At 67.2% G+C, this 16090-nt stretch carries 16 protein-coding genes; 4 read left to right on the plus strand and 12 right to left on the minus strand.

All coding sequences use genetic code 11. From position 1 onward, the window contains the following. Positions 1–8: 8 nt before the first annotated feature. On the minus strand, positions 9–1484 hold the full coding sequence (locus ACK5JE_RS09065) for a protein adenylyltransferase SelO (protein ID WP_416801368.1): 1476 nt from the start codon (positions 1482–1484) through the stop codon (positions 9–11). Continuing rightward, a complete protein-coding gene (locus ACK5JE_RS09070) occupies positions 1477–1851 on the minus strand; it encodes a DUF2069 domain-containing protein (protein ID WP_416801369.1) in 375 nt (124 codons plus the stop codon). The genes ACK5JE_RS09065 and ACK5JE_RS09070 overlap by 8 nt, the downstream gene beginning before the upstream one ends. Before the next feature lie 35 nt (positions 1852–1886). Between ACK5JE_RS09070 and ACK5JE_RS09075 the strand changes: the two genes are divergently transcribed. Together ACK5JE_RS09075 and ACK5JE_RS09080 are read left to right on the plus strand one after the other, a co-directional pair. Beyond that, complete coding sequence (locus tag ACK5JE_RS09075; protein ID WP_416801370.1) at positions 1887–3140, plus strand: YihY family inner membrane protein; 1254 nt, start codon at positions 1887–1889, stop codon at positions 3138–3140. A gap of 39 nt (positions 3141–3179) precedes the next feature. Next, positions 3180–3647, plus strand: coding sequence for a CBS domain-containing protein (locus tag ACK5JE_RS09080; RefSeq protein WP_416801371.1), 468 nt, complete (start codon positions 3180–3182; stop codon positions 3645–3647). A 60-nt stretch (positions 3648–3707) separates the two neighbouring features. Here the strand turns inward: ACK5JE_RS09080 and dusA are convergent, their stop codons facing one another. Then, positions 3708–4637, minus strand: coding sequence for a tRNA dihydrouridine(20/20a) synthase DusA (gene dusA, locus ACK5JE_RS09085; RefSeq protein WP_416801423.1), 930 nt, complete (start codon positions 4635–4637; stop codon positions 3708–3710). A 254-nt stretch (positions 4638–4891) separates the two neighbouring features. Between dusA and ACK5JE_RS09090 the strand changes: the two genes are divergently transcribed. Together ACK5JE_RS09090 and ACK5JE_RS09095 are read left to right on the plus strand one after the other, a co-directional pair. Beyond that, positions 4892–5866, plus strand: coding sequence for a homoserine kinase (locus tag ACK5JE_RS09090; protein ID WP_416801372.1), 975 nt, complete (start codon positions 4892–4894; stop codon positions 5864–5866). Beyond that, positions 5863–6645, plus strand: coding sequence for a BPSS1780 family membrane protein (locus ACK5JE_RS09095; RefSeq protein ID WP_416801373.1), 783 nt, complete (start codon positions 5863–5865; stop codon positions 6643–6645). Before ACK5JE_RS09090 ends, ACK5JE_RS09095 begins: the two co-directional genes overlap by 4 nt. Here the strand turns inward: ACK5JE_RS09095 and ACK5JE_RS09100 are convergent. From ACK5JE_RS09100 to ACK5JE_RS09140, 9 genes are read right to left on the minus strand one after another with little or no spacing between them, the layout of a single operon-like run. Continuing rightward, the gene (locus ACK5JE_RS09100) at positions 6603–7007 is read right to left on the minus strand and encodes a DUF192 domain-containing protein (RefSeq protein WP_416801374.1); all 405 of its coding nucleotides are present in this window, start codon (positions 7005–7007) and stop codon (positions 6603–6605) included. The genes ACK5JE_RS09095 and ACK5JE_RS09100 overlap by 43 nt on opposite strands. Beyond that, a complete protein-coding gene (locus ACK5JE_RS09105) occupies positions 7007–7870 on the minus strand; it encodes a type II secretion system F family protein (RefSeq protein WP_416801375.1) in 864 nt (287 codons plus the stop codon). Before ACK5JE_RS09105 ends, ACK5JE_RS09100 begins: the two co-directional genes overlap by 1 nt. Before the next feature lie 25 nt (positions 7871–7895). Then, the gene (locus tag ACK5JE_RS09110) at positions 7896–8741 is read right to left on the minus strand and encodes a type II secretion system F family protein (RefSeq protein ID WP_416801376.1); all 846 of its coding nucleotides are present in this window, start codon (positions 8739–8741) and stop codon (positions 7896–7898) included. Then, entirely contained in the window at positions 8738–10768 is a 2031-nt protein-coding gene (locus ACK5JE_RS09115; RefSeq protein WP_416801377.1) for an ATPase, T2SS/T4P/T4SS family, read from the minus strand. Before ACK5JE_RS09115 ends, ACK5JE_RS09110 begins: the two co-directional genes overlap by 4 nt. Beyond that, complete coding sequence (locus ACK5JE_RS09120) at positions 10765–12267, minus strand: type II and III secretion system protein family protein (protein ID WP_416801378.1); 1503 nt, start codon at positions 12265–12267, stop codon at positions 10765–10767. The genes ACK5JE_RS09115 and ACK5JE_RS09120 overlap by 4 nt, the downstream gene beginning before the upstream one ends. Beyond that, on the minus strand, positions 12264–13328 hold the full coding sequence (gene cpaB / locus ACK5JE_RS09125) for a Flp pilus assembly protein CpaB (protein WP_416801379.1): 1065 nt from the start codon (positions 13326–13328) through the stop codon (positions 12264–12266). Before cpaB ends, ACK5JE_RS09120 begins: the two co-directional genes overlap by 4 nt. After that, positions 13325–14059, minus strand: coding sequence for a hypothetical protein (locus ACK5JE_RS09130; protein ID WP_416801380.1), 735 nt, complete (start codon positions 14057–14059; stop codon positions 13325–13327). The genes cpaB and ACK5JE_RS09130 overlap by 4 nt, the downstream gene beginning before the upstream one ends. Further along, positions 14056–14775: a hypothetical protein gene (locus ACK5JE_RS09135; protein WP_416801381.1), complete on the minus strand. Its 720-nt coding sequence runs from the start codon at positions 14773–14775 to the stop codon at positions 14056–14058. Before ACK5JE_RS09135 ends, ACK5JE_RS09130 begins: the two co-directional genes overlap by 4 nt. A 1-nt stretch (position 14776) precedes the next feature. Next, positions 14777–16090, minus strand: coding sequence for a hypothetical protein (locus tag ACK5JE_RS09140; RefSeq protein WP_416801382.1), 1314 nt, complete (start codon positions 16088–16090; stop codon positions 14777–14779).

Consider the following 16090-nt stretch of genomic DNA (forward strand, 5'->3'; position numbering starts at 1 on the left):
CGAGGCCTTCAAGAAGAACAACTGACCGGCACCGCCCGCGCATCTGCGGCGGGTGGCCGGGCATAGAACTCGAAACCCGGACGTTCGGTGTATGGGTCTCGGAGCACGGTCAACAAGTGATCGATCTCAGTGGCGTCATGGCGTTGCGCGGCCTCGATGGCGCGCTGCGCCAGATGGTTGCGCAGCACATAGAGGGGGTTGGCGCGCAACATGGCGGCACGGCGCGCCGGCGCATCCCCGCCCTGTCCGGTTCGACGGACCAGATAGCGGTCCAGCCAGGCGCGCGCCGGCGCAGGATCGGGAAACAAGGCCAGCCAGGCCCCGGCATCCTGATCGGCCTCGGCCAGCCTGCGAAAAGCCAGGGTGAAATCGGCTCGCTGCACGTGCAGCAGCGCCCACCAGTCATCCTCCAGCGCCGCATCCTCTGGTTGCCAGGCATCCAGTCCCAGCTTGCGGGCCAGACCGGCGCGATACGCCGCCAGAAACTCGGCCTCGAAGGACGCCAGGCAAGTCTCCAGCGCGGGCGCCTCGCACCCCAGCACCATCAGACTTCCCGCCAGCCGGTACAGGTTCCAGCGCGCCACCGCCGGCTGGGCGTTCCAGGCGTATCGCCCCGCCGTATCGCTGTGATTGCAGATATGATTTGCCTGGAAGGCATCCATGAATCCATAGGGTCCATAGTCCAGCGTCAGGCCCAGGATGGACATATTGTCAGTGTTCATCACGCCATGACAAAAACCTGCGAGCAGCCATCGAGCCATCAAATGCGCGGTGCGTCGCGACACTTCGGTCAGCAGCCGGCAGGCCGTAGCTGCCGGATCCATCCGGCCCGCCGCCCTTTCCCGGCACTCGGGATACCCCAGCGCGATCACGTGCTCCAGCAGAGCCTTCTGCTCGTGATGCGAATGGCCCCAGTGTTCGAAATGACCGAAGCGCACGAAACTGGGCGCCAGGCGGGTGACGACGGCGGCGGTCTCGGCGCTTTCCCGCATCACCGGGTCGTCGGAAGCGACCAGCGCCAGGGCCCGGGTCGTCGGAATCCCCAGGCCGGCCATGGCCTCGCTGGCCAGATACTCGCGGACGCTGGAGCGCAACACAGCCCAGCCGTCGCCCATGCGGGAATACGGCGTGCGCCCCGAGCCCTTGAGCTGGATTTCCCAGGTCCCCCCGGGTGTCCGGACATCACCCAGCAAATGCGCCCGGCCATCGCCCAGCTGCCCCGCCCAGACACCGAATTGATGCCCGCTGTAAACCGTGGCCAGCGGCGCGATATCCGCCAGGCGGCCGTCGCCCGAGCACAGCGCCAGGAACGCGGGCGTCTGCAGCGCCTCGGCGTCCAGGCCGATCAGGGCGGCAGCATCCGGGCTGGCGTGCAGCAGGCGCGGGTTGCGCAACGGCCGGGGCGCCACCCGGGTGTAGAAGCCAGCCGACAGCGATGCGAACGAACAGCCCGCGCGCAGTGACGCCAGCGCGTCCCTAGCCATGGCGCGCCGCCCGCTTGGCGGGGCGCACGTACAGGATGGCGCCCAGGTACAGCCCCAGGGACAACAGGATTTCCAGGCCAGCCAGCGCGGCGGACACCAGCGCGGTATCGGACCAGGCGCGCACCACGCCCTCCATCAGATAGAGCAGGCTGAGCATCGAGACCCACTGCAGGGTATAGAGGCGACGCCGCAGCACCCCGCTGACGGCGAACAGCAGCGGCACGGCCTTGAGGGCCATCAAGCTACCGCCAGGGCGCAGCGGCGCCCACCACAGTTCCCAGCCCACGCTCAGCACGATCAGGCCGAACAGGCAGATGCAGGCCAGGCCGTGCAGCCCCGGGCTCAACTTGATTTCAACGCTTTCCATGCTGGTATTATGACCCGAAATTCCGTGCCTTCCCTATGACGACACCGCAGACTTCCACCCCGTCCCTGGCCGACCGCCGCGCCCGCGCGCTGGACATCCTGCGCTTCACGCTGGACTTCGCCGGCCACCGCAAACTGACCCGGGTGGCATCCAGCCTGACCTTCACCACGGTGCTGGCGATCGTGCCGATGCTGGCCGTGGTACTGGCGCTGTTCACGGCCTTTCCGCTGTTCGCTGAATTTCACAAGTCGCTGGAGACCTTTCTTGGCGAAAGTCTGCTGCCGCCCTCGGTGTCAGACACCATCCTGCGCTACCTGAACCAGTTCGCGGCCCAGGCCTCCGGCCTGACGGCCGTGGGGGGCGCCTTTCTGGTCCTGACCTCGATCATGCTGATCATGACCATCGACGAGGCCTTCAACGAGATCTGGAACGTCGTCCGCCAGCGGCCCATCCGTCAGAGGTTGCTGGTGTACTGGGCGATCATTTCCCTGGGGCCGATCCTGATGGGCGCCAGCCTGTGGGCCAGTTCGGTCCTGGCGCGGGAGTCCATGGGCTACATCGGCAGCCTGTCCGAAGGGCTCAGTCTGCTGCTCAATCTGGTGCCTCTGCTGATGTCGATCCTGGGCTTCACCGCCCTGTTCGTCTTTGTGCCCAACTGCCGCGTGCTGTGGCGCGACGCCGCGCTGGGCGGACTGGGCACCACCGTGGTGCTGACCATCATGAAGGCAGGATTCACGGCCTACCTGACGCGCTTCCCCTCCTACACCGTCATCTACGGGGCTTTTGCCACCCTGCCGATCTTCCTGCTCTGGATCTACCTGTCCTGGCTGGTGGTGCTGATGGGCGCCACCGTGGCCTCGTTGCTGCCGGCACTGCGGCTGCATCGCTGGGCGCTTCAACGTCAGGTCGGCGCCCAGACCGTCGACGCCCTGGGCATTCTGCGCATCCTGTGGCAAGCGCGCGGGACACTGCCCCCGGGACGCAGCACGGGTTACCTGGAAAAACACCTGCGCGTCCACCCCGACGCCCTGCACGAGATGCTCGCCGCGCTGCGCGAGCTGGGCTATGCGGTCCCGGTCGCCGACGGCGACCAATGGGTCCTGGCCTGCGATCCGGCCCGGACCGACATCGGCCCCCTGGTGGACCGACTGATGCTCGACCGTGCCCAGGCCGGGTTGCAGCCCTACATCCTCGAGGCGCTGTCGCGCTCCCTGCGAGGCGAGCCCCCCGTCCTGGATGCGCTTTTTACCGATGACGCTACCGAAAACCGGAATGATGATGCACAATAATGAACAGAAAGCCGGATCGCGGCACCATTGGGGATCGACATGCTGAAAGTCAACGAAATCCTGCGCGTGAAAGGGCACACGCTGTATACGGGAACGCCCGACATGCCGGTGCGCGAGGCCATCGCCACCATGAGCCAGCTCGACATCGGTTCGCTGGTCATCATGGAACACGGCCATCTCACCGGCATGCTGACCTTCCGCGAGATCATGAACCACCTGAGCGCCCACGACGGCCAGGCCGGCGACTACTCGGTGCGCAGCATCATGGATGACGCGCCCGTCAGCGTCACCCCCAACACCGACGCCTACGAGGTGCAACGCCTGATGCTCGACCGGCACGCCCGTTACATTCCGGTGATGGACGGCCCCACCCTGATGGGCGTGATCTCGTTCTACGACATGGCGCGCGCCATCGTAGAGGCGCAGCAATTCGAAAACGACATGCTCAAGGCCTACATCCGCGACTGGCCCGCTGACACCTCCGAGTCATCGGCCGGCAAGGCCTGACGATCCGGGCCATCCGTCGTTTGCCGGACCATCCGGCACGGCAAACGACCGGGTCACGGCTCAGGTCAGCGCCTCCCAGGCACGACGCAGGATCTGCGGGCCTTCGGCCCGCAATTGCGCGGGGTCCGACAACATGCGCCGCCATTGGCGCGCGCCGGGACGGCCTGTGGGCCAGCCCAGTACACCGCGCATCATGAGGTGCAAAGGAACGCCGCTCGCGTGCTGCGCGGTCACGTAGTCGAACCAGGCCTCCAGGACGGCAAACGGTGCTGGCAAGACATCATCGGGCGCCATCCGGCGATCGAGTTCGGTCAGGATGTCCGGATGATGCCAGGCCGCGCGCCCCAGCATCACACCATCCAGGCGCGTCATCCAGTCCAGGCTGGTCTGGACATCGGCCAACCCGCCGTTGAGCACGAACACCGCATCGGGAAAATCCTGTTTCAGGCGCGCGGCATCAGCGTAGCGCAGGGGCGGTTTTTCGCGGTTGTCCTTGGGCGACAGCCCCTTGAGCACCGCATTGCGCGCGTGAACGATGAACACACGGCAACCGGATTCATGCAGCATGCCGACAAAATCGCGCACGAACCCATAAGACTCATCGTGGTCCAGGCCCAGGCGATGCTTGACCGTCACCGGCACCGAGACGGCATCCTGCATGGCCCGGACACAATCGGCGACCAGACGCGGTTCGGCCATCAGGCAGGCGCCAAACGCACCGCGACGGACCCGTTCCGAAGGACAACCGCAATTCAGATTGATCTCGTCATAGCCCCACCGCTCACCCAGCCGGGCGCTCTGCGCCAGAGCGTCCGGCTCGCTGCCGCCCAGTTGCAGCGCCACGGGGTGCTCAGCCGGATCGAAGTCCAGGTGACGGCCCACATCGCCGTGCAGCAGGGCGCCCGTGGTGATCATTTCGGTGTACAGGCGCGCGCGAGGCGAGAGCAACCGGTGGAAATAGCGGCAATGCCGATCCGTGACGTCGATCATCGGCGCCACGCACAGGCGCCAAGCGGAGGACGGATCAGCTGACGCCACGGCGCCTGGGGGCATATCGGAGACAGGCGCGGAATCATTCCGGGCGCCGGGGGAACACGGGGGCATGCGAGACTTATCCTGGACAATTCGTCATTTTAACGGGCCACGAAACGGCCGCGCACAGGCGGCGGATCGCTTTTCGTCTAAAATTCCGGCAGACCGATCCCGTCCAAACCCAGGCCTTCCTCGGCCGCATCCGTATTTCCATGGCCGTATTCACCCCTGTCACCGAGAACGACGCGCATATGCTGCTGCTGCGCTACCAGTTGGGCGAACTGGTCGCCTTGCGCGGCATTACCGCGGGCATCGAAAACACCAACTATTTCCTCGACACCACGCAAGGCGCTTATGTACTGACGCTGTTCGAGGTCCTGAGCGCCGAACAGCTGCCGTTCTACATCGAACTGATGCATCATCTGGCCAACTGCGGCGTCCCCGTGCCCGAACCCCAGACGCTGCTCGACGGAACCCGCCTGACCACGCTGAACGGCAAGCCGGCCGCGATCGTCACCCGTCTGTCGGGCGGCTATGAGCCCGAACCCGGCCCGCTGCATTGCGCCCTGGCCGGCCAGACCCTGGCCCGGGCGCATCTGGCGGCCCAGGATTTTCCCATCCGCCAGCCCAACCTGCGCGGCCTGGACTGGTGGCGGACCACCGCCCCGGCGCTGGCGCCCTTTCTGGATGCCGATCAGGCCGCGCTGCTGCGGAACACATTGGACGAGCAGATCACCTTTGCCGCCACCGGAACACTGGCGCAACTGCCATCCGGGCCCGCGCACTGCGACCTGTTCCGCGACAACGTGCTGTTCGACGGCACCTATGAATCGCCGCATATGGGCGGCATCATCGATTTCTATTTTGCCGGCTGCGACACCTGGCTGTTCGACGTCGCAGTCAGCGTCAACGACTGGTGCATCCACCGGGCCACCGGCGCTTTCGTGCGCCGGCGCCTGGAAGCCTGGCTGCAGGCCTATCATGCCGTGCGTCCTTTCACCGGGCAAGAGCGCGCCGCCTGGCCTATGGCCCTGCGTGCGGCGGCTCTGCGGTTCTGGATTTCCCGCCTGTACGACTTTCATCTGCCGCGGCCGGCTCAGACCCTCAAGCCGCACGACCCTCGCCATTTCGAACGCATCCTGCGGCTGCGAACCGATCAGCCCGCGCCCGCCCTGCCCCGCTCATGATTTCTCTGCAAGCCGCCATTCTGCCGCCCAGCGCTGGCTGGACCTGGATCAGCCAGGGCATTGCGTTGTTTCGCCGCCAGCCCATGGCCATGCTCTTCTGGAGCATCGTGACCAGCTTTTTCATCAATGTCGGCGCGCTTGTGCCGATCCTCGGCCAGACCCTGCTGGTGCTGCTGACGCCGTTGCTGACCTTTCTGACGCTATGCGCCTGCCGCAACCTGGATCAGGGCGTGCGCATGGCGCCCGGCCTGTGGCTGCAACCGTTGCAGACCCCCGGCGTGACCGGCGCATTGCTGAGACTGGGCCTGGCCTACCTGAGCTGTTCCTTTCTGATCGCCCTGATTGCCGTGCTGCCCTTCATGTCCTCGATGCTCACCGCCCTGGGGACCGGCGGACAGCCAGATTTCGCCACACTGGAGCACGCCATGCGCGGTCCGCTGATCGTCTTCGGCCTGCTGTACGTGCTGCTGTCAGCCCTGTTCTGGCATACCCCAGCGCTGGCGGGCTGGCACGGCCTGCCCCTGCGCCGGTCGCTGTTCTATTCCATGGTCGCCTGCTGGCGCAACAAATACGCGATCATCCTCTATGTCGCGCTCTGGGCGGGGCTGTTTTACGGCCTGCATGTCCTGCTCGATGCAATGGCCACCGCCGGGGTGTCCACGAGCCTGCGGGCCTGGCTGTCCCTGCCACTGGACATCCTGGTCACCGCTCTGCTGTATTGCAGTTTTTACCCCATCTACACCACGATCTTCCGCGTCCGCCAGGCCGCCTCCACCTGAGCCTGCCCATCCGGCCGGGCGCAGTAGCCCGCCGGCAGTTCCAGCACGGCCGAAGCGCGCAGGCAAAACACGCAACGTCCGGGGGGGACCCGAGGCAGCACCCTCACGACATGGCCTGCGGCGTCCAGGAACACCAGATCCACAGGCTGTCGCAGACCCCACGTATGCACGGCGCGGCAGTCGGGCAGCAACAGCCCCGCAGGCCGCGTCCCCCAGTCCACCCACAGCCACAAGCCCAGCAAACGCGCGCAAAAAGAACGCGCGCAATACAGCCGCAGGGGCCACTGCGCATTCAACCACGGCGCCGGTTCCCGCGGGCCGCGCCCGGCCAGCATGCGGCAGGGGCCGTTGCCGCGCAACATCAAAACCCGGCATCCAGCAGTTTGACGGCCACAGGAAAACCAATGACCAGAAAGGTGCAGGGAAAAATGCACAGCACCATCGGGAACAGCATCCGCACGGGCGCTTCGAGCGCCAGTTTTTCCGCGCGCAGAAAACGCTCGCTGCGCTGACGTTCGGCCTGCGCCCGCAGCAGCGGCCCCAGGCTCATCCCCATCCGGTCGGCCTGGGCCAGCGCCGAAACCAGCGCACGGACACCCGGCACATCCGCATGCTCGGCCCAGTGCAGCAACCAGCGGGACCGCTCCATGCCGGTGCGTTCCAGCGCGGCCGCATCGCGCAGGCTCTGACGCAACGGGCCTTGCGGCGCATGAGCGCACACCTGTTGCAGGGCCGCCGGCAAACTCAGGCCGGCTTCCACGCAAAGCGTCAACAGATCCAGCATGAAGGGGAGTTCCCGCATCATTCTCACGCGTCTGGCGGCCGCGCAGCGACGCAGCCCCTGATCGGGCCAGATGAAACCCAGGACAGCCCCCATGAGCACCAGCGCCATGCCCACCCGGATCGACACGGCCCCCAACCACGCACCCACGCCTGCCAGCCCGGCGCCGCAACCCGCCGCCAGCACGCAAGCCGCCAGCCAGCGATCCGCCCTCCAGTGCGAAGCCAGGCCGGCACGCGACCCCCAGCGGCGCAATTCCCGGCGCATGCGCCAGGTGACGAAGGGCTCGCACCAGGGCGCCAGCGCCTGCACCCAGGGCCACCAGAACGCGGGCGGCCGCGTCCGGGCATCTCCGTGCGCAACAGCCCAGGGGCGACCGAGTGTCCACAAACCCAGACAGCCCGCCATTGCCGCCAGACACAAACCGATCCAGAACCATGCCATGCCCTTTCTCCCCCCGGATAACCGTCTATACCTCGATCGCCACCACGCGCCGGATCCAGAGGATGCCCGCGCCTTCCAGCACCAGGATCGTCATCAGCACGAGCCAGCCATACCAAGTCTGCCACAGCAACGCCATGGCCTCGGGTTCCAGGCGACTCAAAACCAGCGCCAGCACCACCGGCAAACCAGCCATGATGCGACTTTGCATCCGGCCCTGGGCGGTCAGCGCCTCGACCCGGCCCAGCCAGTGCTGCCTGGACCGAAGCGTCTGGGCAATGCTTTCCAGGGTATCGGCCAGGCTGCCCCCGGTACGGGCGGCGATGCTCAGGGCCGACACCACGAGGTCGCAAGACTCGGTCGGCATGCGGTCGCGCAATTGCTGCAAAGCATCCTGAAAGCTCAGACCCAGGCGCTGTTCGCGCAGCATCAGGCCGAATTCCTGAGAAAGCGGCGGCACGGACTGAGAAACCAGATGCCGCAGCGCCGGCTGGACCCCCGCCCCCGCGCGCAACGCGCCGGCCAGCGCCTGCACCAGATCGGGCAGTTGCGCATCGAACCGACGCGCACGGCGATGGCGCACGAAACGCAGGATCAGCGGCGGCGCGCACAGCAACCCGGCCAGCACGGGCAGCACCCCCCACCAGCGTCCCGCCAGCCAGGCCACGGCCAGCATGAGCACCAGTCCCAGCATCGCCACGGCCGGACGCAATTGCGTCATGTCCAGGAACAGAAAAGACGCATCCAGCGTACGCCGGGTCTCCTCGCGCAGACGATTCTCGTAGCGCCCCCAGGCACGGTCGGCCTGCCCGAGCAGCCACCAGGCAGCCAGCGCGACACTGCCTGCCAGCACGACAAGCATCAGGGCCATCATGCCGCGCCTTCCCGGGGAAGTTCACTCCGCGACAACACATCGGGCTGTTCCCTGCGGCAGGGCTGCGCGTCGGCGGCCGACCTCTCGTCCAGCGCCGCGCTGCCCTGGCAGACCGTCTGGCCGGAGAACAACGCGATATCCAGCGCGGCGACGCCATCAAACCCGTCGGGCAGCAGACCGCAACCGCTGAACACGGCAGGCGGCCCGGCGCGGCCCCGGAATACTTCCTGCAGCTGAATGCGCCCGCTCTCCTGGCCTGTCACCTGAACGATGGCGCTGATCAATCGCCGGCCATCGGCCGCGCGCATCAACTGGATGATGCAATCGATGCTGGAGGCGATGTGCTCGCGGATCGCGGCCAGCGGCAAATCCATCCCCGCCATCAGGATCATGGTTTCCAGGCGGCCCAGCGCATCGCGCGGGCTGTTCGCGTGCAGCGTGGTCAACGAACCTTCATGTCCGGTATTCATGGCGGCCAGCATGTCGAACGCCTCGCCACCCCGACATTCCCCCACCACGATGCGATCGGGCCGCATGCGCAGAGCGTTGCGCACCAGATCGCGGATCTCGACGCGCCCCCGGCCCTCGGGATTGGCCGGCCGGGCCTCGAGACTGACCAGATGGGCATGATTCAGGCGCAGCTCGGCGGCATCCTCGATCGTGATGATGCGCTCGCCGTCCGGGATGGCGTTGGACAGCACATTGAGCAGGCTGGTCTTGCCGGAACCCGTGCCGCCGGAGACGATCAGATTCTTGCGATGACGCACGCAATGCGTCAGAAATTGCGCCATGGACTCATCCAGCGCGCCGACCGCCAGCAAATCGGACATTTCCAGACGTCGGGCGGGAAATTTGCGGATCGTCAGGCTGGCACCACGCAGCGCGATGGGTCCGATCACTGCATTCACCCGGGAACCATCCCGCAGGCGGGCATCGACCATGGGCGTGCTTTCGTCGATCCGGCGTCCCAGCGGCGCCACGATCCGGTCAATGATGCCCAGCACCGCCTGCTCACCGCTGAAGCAGGCCGCGGCACGCATCAGGCGCCCGCTCCGCTCGACAAAGATTTCATCATGACGGTTGACCATGATTTCGGTGACGCCGGGGTCGGCGAGCAACGGCTCCAGAGGCCCCAGCCCGACCGCTTCATCCACCAGTTCCCGGGCCAGCGCCTCGCGATCCAGCGCTGCGGGCAACGCCTCATCTGCCTCGATCAGACCGCCCAGCACGGCAGCCGCCTCGGCGCGCAAGGCCGCGTCGCTCATTCCGGCAATGTCGCGGCGGCGCAATTGCAGTGCGGCAATCAGGTTTTCGTGGAGACGGTGCCGATATGCCTGCCCACCGGGGCCGGCATGGGACACTGCGTCGCCCGGCAGAATACCGGTTCCCTCGTGGTTTTCGTCCTGCGCGGCCATGGCCGGATCGATCGATCCGCCCGCCATGATCGATTCGATCTGGCGGGGCTGCCCGGATCGTCCTGCCTGTCCGGATCGTCCTGCTCGTCCGGATCGCTCGACCTCGACCTGTCCGGATGGCCCGATCTGTCCGGCCTGCCTGGATTGCCCGGTCTGACCATGCGATTCCGGTTGTTCGGGTTGTGCGGATTGACCGGGCGGCTCGATCTCCGACAGTCCGAGGCGTCGGACGCCAACGTCCGGTTCGCTCGAATGCCGTCCGGGATCACCGTTTCGTCCGGTGTCCCTGTGCTGGCCCCGCTCGCCAGAAGTCGGCGTTTCCACCAGCGACACATGCAGCAGGCAAGGGCCGATGACCACCTCGTCATGCGCCATGACAGGGCCATAAGCGGCGACCCGTTCACCATTGACGGTCGTACCGAACAGGGATCCCTGGTCCTCGATCCAGATTTCATCCTGACGCAGCAGCAACCGTGCATGCTGACGACCGACCCGCCAGGCGCGCAGGGTCAGCCCGCAAGCGACATCGCGTCCGATCAGCAGCGGCAAGCGATGCCGCTCACGTCGGTGACGGCCGTCCTCAAAGCGCAGCTCGAGGTCAACGCGCGTCATGGCCGGCCTGCCTCAGACATGCCGACGGGGGCAACGATCGATCCTTGCCACTGCGAACCGGGTCCGAGGGCTCGCGGGTCCCAGACGGGCCGCGGCCGAGGCAGAGGAAATGCCGAAGCCGAACGAATGGGCGGCAACAAGGCCGGGCCGGCAGGAAAAGACCGATCCAGAATCGCATCGGCCCGCTGGACACGCCGGCGCATGTCGGGATGCCCGGCCGTCACCAGGTGCGGTGTCACCAGGATGGCCAGTTCCGTCTCGTTGCGCTGAAAACGGGTCGAGCGGAACAAGGCGCCAAGGATCGGCAGATCACCCAGCCCTGGCAGGCGGTTCACGTTACGGGCCGTATCCCGCGACAGAAATCCTGCCAACACCAGCGTCTGCCCGGAACGGACATTGAACTCGGTGGCCGTGCGCCGGGTCTTGAGGGAGGGACCGCCCGGCACCGACAGTGAGGGATCGATGGCGCTGACCTCGACCTCCAGACGCGAACGCACAGCTCCGCTGCGTTCGATGGACGGCGTGATGCGCAACGACACCCCATAGGGCTTGAAGGCTGTCTGCGTATTGCCGTCGCCGTCCACAGTGCTGTAGGGCACTTCGCCTCCGGCCAGAAATTCGGCTGTCGCGCCGCTGCGGGCCAGAAGCTGAGGCTGCGCCAGCACCACAGCACGACCATCCTGAGCCAGCAGATCGATGCGTGCGGAGAGCAGCGCATTGATGCCGAAATAACCGGCCGCCCGGGGCGACGGGAAGGCAAGCGGCAACACGGTCTCGCCCGGCCGATCCGCATAGCGGCGAGAGCCGGCGTCCCAGCCCAGACCGGCGTTCATGCCGCCGGTCCCCTCGCTGCCCCAGCGCAGGCCGACCTCGCGCAACAGGGACCGGGGGACTTCGACCACGCGCACATCCAGCAGCACCATCTGATCCCAGCCCACCGTCCCGGTGAAATCCAGCAATTGCGGATAGCGGCGGCCGAGCTCGGCCAGTCGTTGCCGGTCGCCATCGGAAAGCTCGTCGCCCTCGACCAGCAGTTTCTCCCCCAGCGAGGTGACCCGGAGACCGGGGATGCGCTCGAGCAGTCCGCGCAGTTCGTCCTGCAACTGGCGCGCGCCTTCGGGCGCAACCTCGACAGCATAGCGAAAGGTCTGCCCGTCCGCAGTCCAGGCATGCAGGGTGCTGAAGCCGGGCTTGCGGGCGAACAGGATCACCTCGCGATCATCAGTGCTGACGGCCTTGAGGATCTTGCCATCTCCCACGGCCACCCGGGCCACGCCCGGGATGCCCAGCACCCGGACCTCGCCAGCCTGAAGCGCCAGCGGGGTTTCGGTCACGGTCGTGGCGGCGACGCCGGAACGCGCCGCCACGGCCCGGACAGTCACAGGCGATGGCGCCTGGGCGGAAGCCGCAACCGCAGGGGTGAACAGTCCCATGCCCTGGAGCAGAAACGGGAACAAGACCAGGCACCGGGCACGGACAATGAACAGATGCGGGCTCATGGTGCTTCCTCGGATTCGAACTGTTCTGCCGGCAGGCTTCCCGCCCCCCTGCGGTCCGCCGGGCCGGTTGGCCGCTCGCGCCTGGGGTACTGACCGGACAGCCTGTCAGCGGTGAGCACGGCGGCATCCTCGTCGAACATCGGGGTGGTGGACGCTTGTTGCCGGCGGGCCAGTGAGCGCATCCAGGCACTGACCAGATCCTGGCCTTCGGGCAGGTCGAACCAGCCATTGCCGGGCCGCGCAGGAAGCGACCGGGGATCGGCCCAGGCCGGCAGGCCACGGGCGGCCGAAGTTCCATACAGAATGACGGCGCGGCGGGCCGGCGCACGAGGCGGATCGCCCACTCCCAACAGCGACGCCAGGTCGCCTCGAGCTGCCCGGCGATCGGCACGGGCATCGCCAGGATGGCGCAGGATGGCTGTCAGCGTTCCGGCCTGGCGGGCGGCAACCAACTTGACGACATCCTCGGGCGCCGCGTCGAGCGTCAGTGTGGAATAGGAGGACGTCTCGTTCCCTGTCCGGGTCTCGCGACCGGTCGCCAGCACCAGCACGCCTTGAAGCAACGGCGCCGTCAACTGCTTGCGCCGGTGATTGAAGGACACATACAGATCGATCAGATCACCGGGCTGCAACAGGCCGGACAGGGAATTGACCTGATCCACGGGCAAGGTAATGGCTCGCCGCCCGGGCGCCAGATGCTCGGAAAAGGCCGGCCGGGGCTGGACGGTGTGCGCGGCCATCAGCGCATCGCCGGCCAGCACCGCTCTGCCAAGGACCCGGCCTTCGAGTTCGCCCAGCCGGGCGAGCGGCAGCGTGTCGCTGCCCACCCAACGGGCGGGAAAACCACGCACCGCCAGGTCCTCCGCCGTCAAGCGGGTGCCCGCCGGAAGATCCCGGGCCGCCACAATGCGCTCGACCATGTCCAGGCGGGTACGCGCCTCGAGCTGCCGTTCGCGTTCACGCACGTGCACGGCCAGTGAACCCGCGGCCAGCAGGCCAGCTCCAAGGGCCAGCGCGCCCAGGACGACAGCACGAGGAATGCGGGGAAACGGCATGGTCATGGAGACTCCTTGGGCCGATGCCAAAAGGTCAGGACAACCTCATCGGCCCTGGCATAGAGATGCACCGTCAGGCGGGCACCATCCGGCCGGATCCATTCACCGGCGGCCGAAGCCGCCCTGTCTCTGGCGGTCACGGACGCCCCATCGGTCGCCGTCGTCACGGGACGCCAGCGCCGGGCCCGCAGCGCACGCAGCACGGCGGCGGCCACACGAGGGTAGGAACCTGGACACAGATAGCTGGCCAACAGTCCTGATCCGCCGGCGATCCGGCTGGAAGCGCGCAGCACAGGTTTTGCGCCAGGCGGCGCGAGCGTGGCGGGGTCGAAGCCGGCCGTCCGGCGATGGTCCGGGCCAAGGCTGGACAACAGGCCGATCGTGTCGGCGCGCCCCGCCCCGGCGGGACGCAATTGTGCCAGCCAGTGCCGGCCTTCGTGGGTGCCCGACAGCGACAGCACGGCGCCCGAGAACTGAATCCGTTCGAACCGGGACGCCCCTGCCTCGGTCAGCTGCCGGGCCGCATCGACGGGAGACAAGGGCGCGCGGAATTGCCGCATCCGCAGACGCGCACCAGGCAGATCGAAAGACATGGGCATCATCCAGACCCACTCCGCCAGGGCCTCGGCGCGGGCGGGATCCCAGGGCTGGGCAACGGCGCAGGTCGACCCGGCGCACAACATCAGGGCCGCCATCCGCAGCGACGGTGAGCTCCCCTGCGATACGAGTCGGCTCATGGCTGGCTCCAGGCTTGCACGTGCGGACGCGGCACACTCCCGGTCCATGGAGAGATCCAGTCCCAATCCGGCAGCGCGCGCCCCCAGGCCGCATCCACGCCCCGCGCACGGTTCAGAACCGCCTGACCCGCCGCCCGGGAAACCGAAGCGGCCCCGGCCCAGGCCCGACGACTGTCCGCCAGAATCGACTGCGCCTCGGCGTCGCCCGCTGCCGCACCGCCACCGCTCAGGATCGCCGTATGGCGACGCAGCGTCAGTCCCAGTCGGTCGAAATCGCGCAACGTACCCGCCGTCGATGCACGACCGGACGTCCGGACCCGGGCACTGGCGCGCCAGACCCTCGGATCGCCCAACCGCAATTCCTGCCGCAGCGCCGCGGCACCGACAATCGGATCGCCTGGCTGACGGCCGGCCATGGCGCCCTGCGATTCCAGCGCCAGGCGCACCGCGCCCGCCAGAAGATCCTGACCACGCCGGGTTCTCCAGCGGTGCCCCGGCGTATCCAGATAACCGTCTCCGGCAGGCATCAATCCCTCTGGCGTCAGGCGCTGATGAGCGTACGCGAAGGCAGCGCGGCGGCTGGCATGGGACAGCTGCAGGCCGACATCCTGCAACCGCCCCAGCCAGGAGATGCCCAGCCACAAGCTGCCCAGCACGGCGAGTACGACCAGGGATTCGACGAGGGCCTGCCCCGCCTGAGGCAAAGGAGAGGACATGTCAGTCTCCTGGAGGGTCGGACAGTCCGGCAGCCAGACGCGCCTGCCAGTAGGGATGGAACAGATTGGGGGTTTCGCGCAGACCATCCAGGCGACGCACGGGTCGTGAAAACAGGCTTTCTGCTGCGCTGCGCGCCTGGATCGTACGGCCGGAGGCATCCGGCAGCGTCAGACGGACGATGAATCCCGCCACGGCATCTGGGCCGGCATCGGGCGCGACATCCAGGTAATGCCCCAGGCCCCGGGAGGCCCAGGCCTGCCGATCCCGCAAGGCATAAGAATTCGCCAGAGGATTGTCCCGGCGGCCCAGCAGATCCCACTGTGTCGCCTCGCGCACCCAGCGCCAGAAATCCTGTCGGGAGAAATTTTCAGGAGGATCATTCACATGATCAGCCGCCATGGCCTGATCGGACCATGCCGGCATCCATGCCCAACCCATGGCGTATTCACGGTAATAGCAGCCGATCCAGCGGTTGGAGCGCAGTGCGTGAAAGGACAGGGTATCCCCCGCCCGCCAGCGGCCGGACGCATCCAGCACCGTGTCCCCGCGTCGTCGCAACTCATGACGCAAGTGCGGGCAACGGGCGCTGACCGGCCAGGCATTGCGCGCAGTCCGGTTCCTGGGGTCGAGAAAGGCATACAGGCCAGCCTGATTCCGCACCCAGTCGAACAGGGGCGCATCCGGCGCATGACCGCGCAATAATCCGGGCCAGGCATCCTGCGTCACTTCGGGCCGCAGATCGGCCGGTCGGTACTCGGGATAATGCCCGGCCAGTACAGCCTGCATCGCATCCAGGCGCGCCTGGGGCAGATCCCGGGCCAGGACACGGGACAGGTCGGCCGACAACTCATTCACGAAACGCTCGTGCGTGGCATAGGCTCGGCCCAGCGTGCCTTGCGCGCGGGCCTGGACCTCCAGGCCGACGGCGCGGGCCGCCGCCAGATAGGCCCGGCCCTGGGCTGCGCCGAACAGCAGGCCGATCAAATGGGCGGGTGGATTGCCGCGGGCCAGACGGCGGGATTCCATGCCGGCGAAATGCGCCCAGCTGCCCAGGGTGACCAGATGCGCCATGGCCAGCTGGTGCGCCATCCGGGCGCGGTTCAGGTAGGCCAGAAAATTCAATGTGCGGGCCTGGATCAGGGCGCCGCTATAGGCAGCCGCATCCAGGCCATGCACCAGCCGGGATTTTGCCGCCAAAACCTGACCGGTGGAAAAATACCGCATCCAGGCCACCCCCAGCACGGCGGCCAGCAGCATGCCGAGCACCAGGATCTGGCCCTGCTGGTTGCCCCATGGCGTGCGTCGCCGGGCCAT

This window comes from Castellaniella sp., assembly GCF_047971665.1.
Lineage (GTDB): Bacteria > Pseudomonadota > Gammaproteobacteria > Burkholderiales > Burkholderiaceae_B > Castellaniella.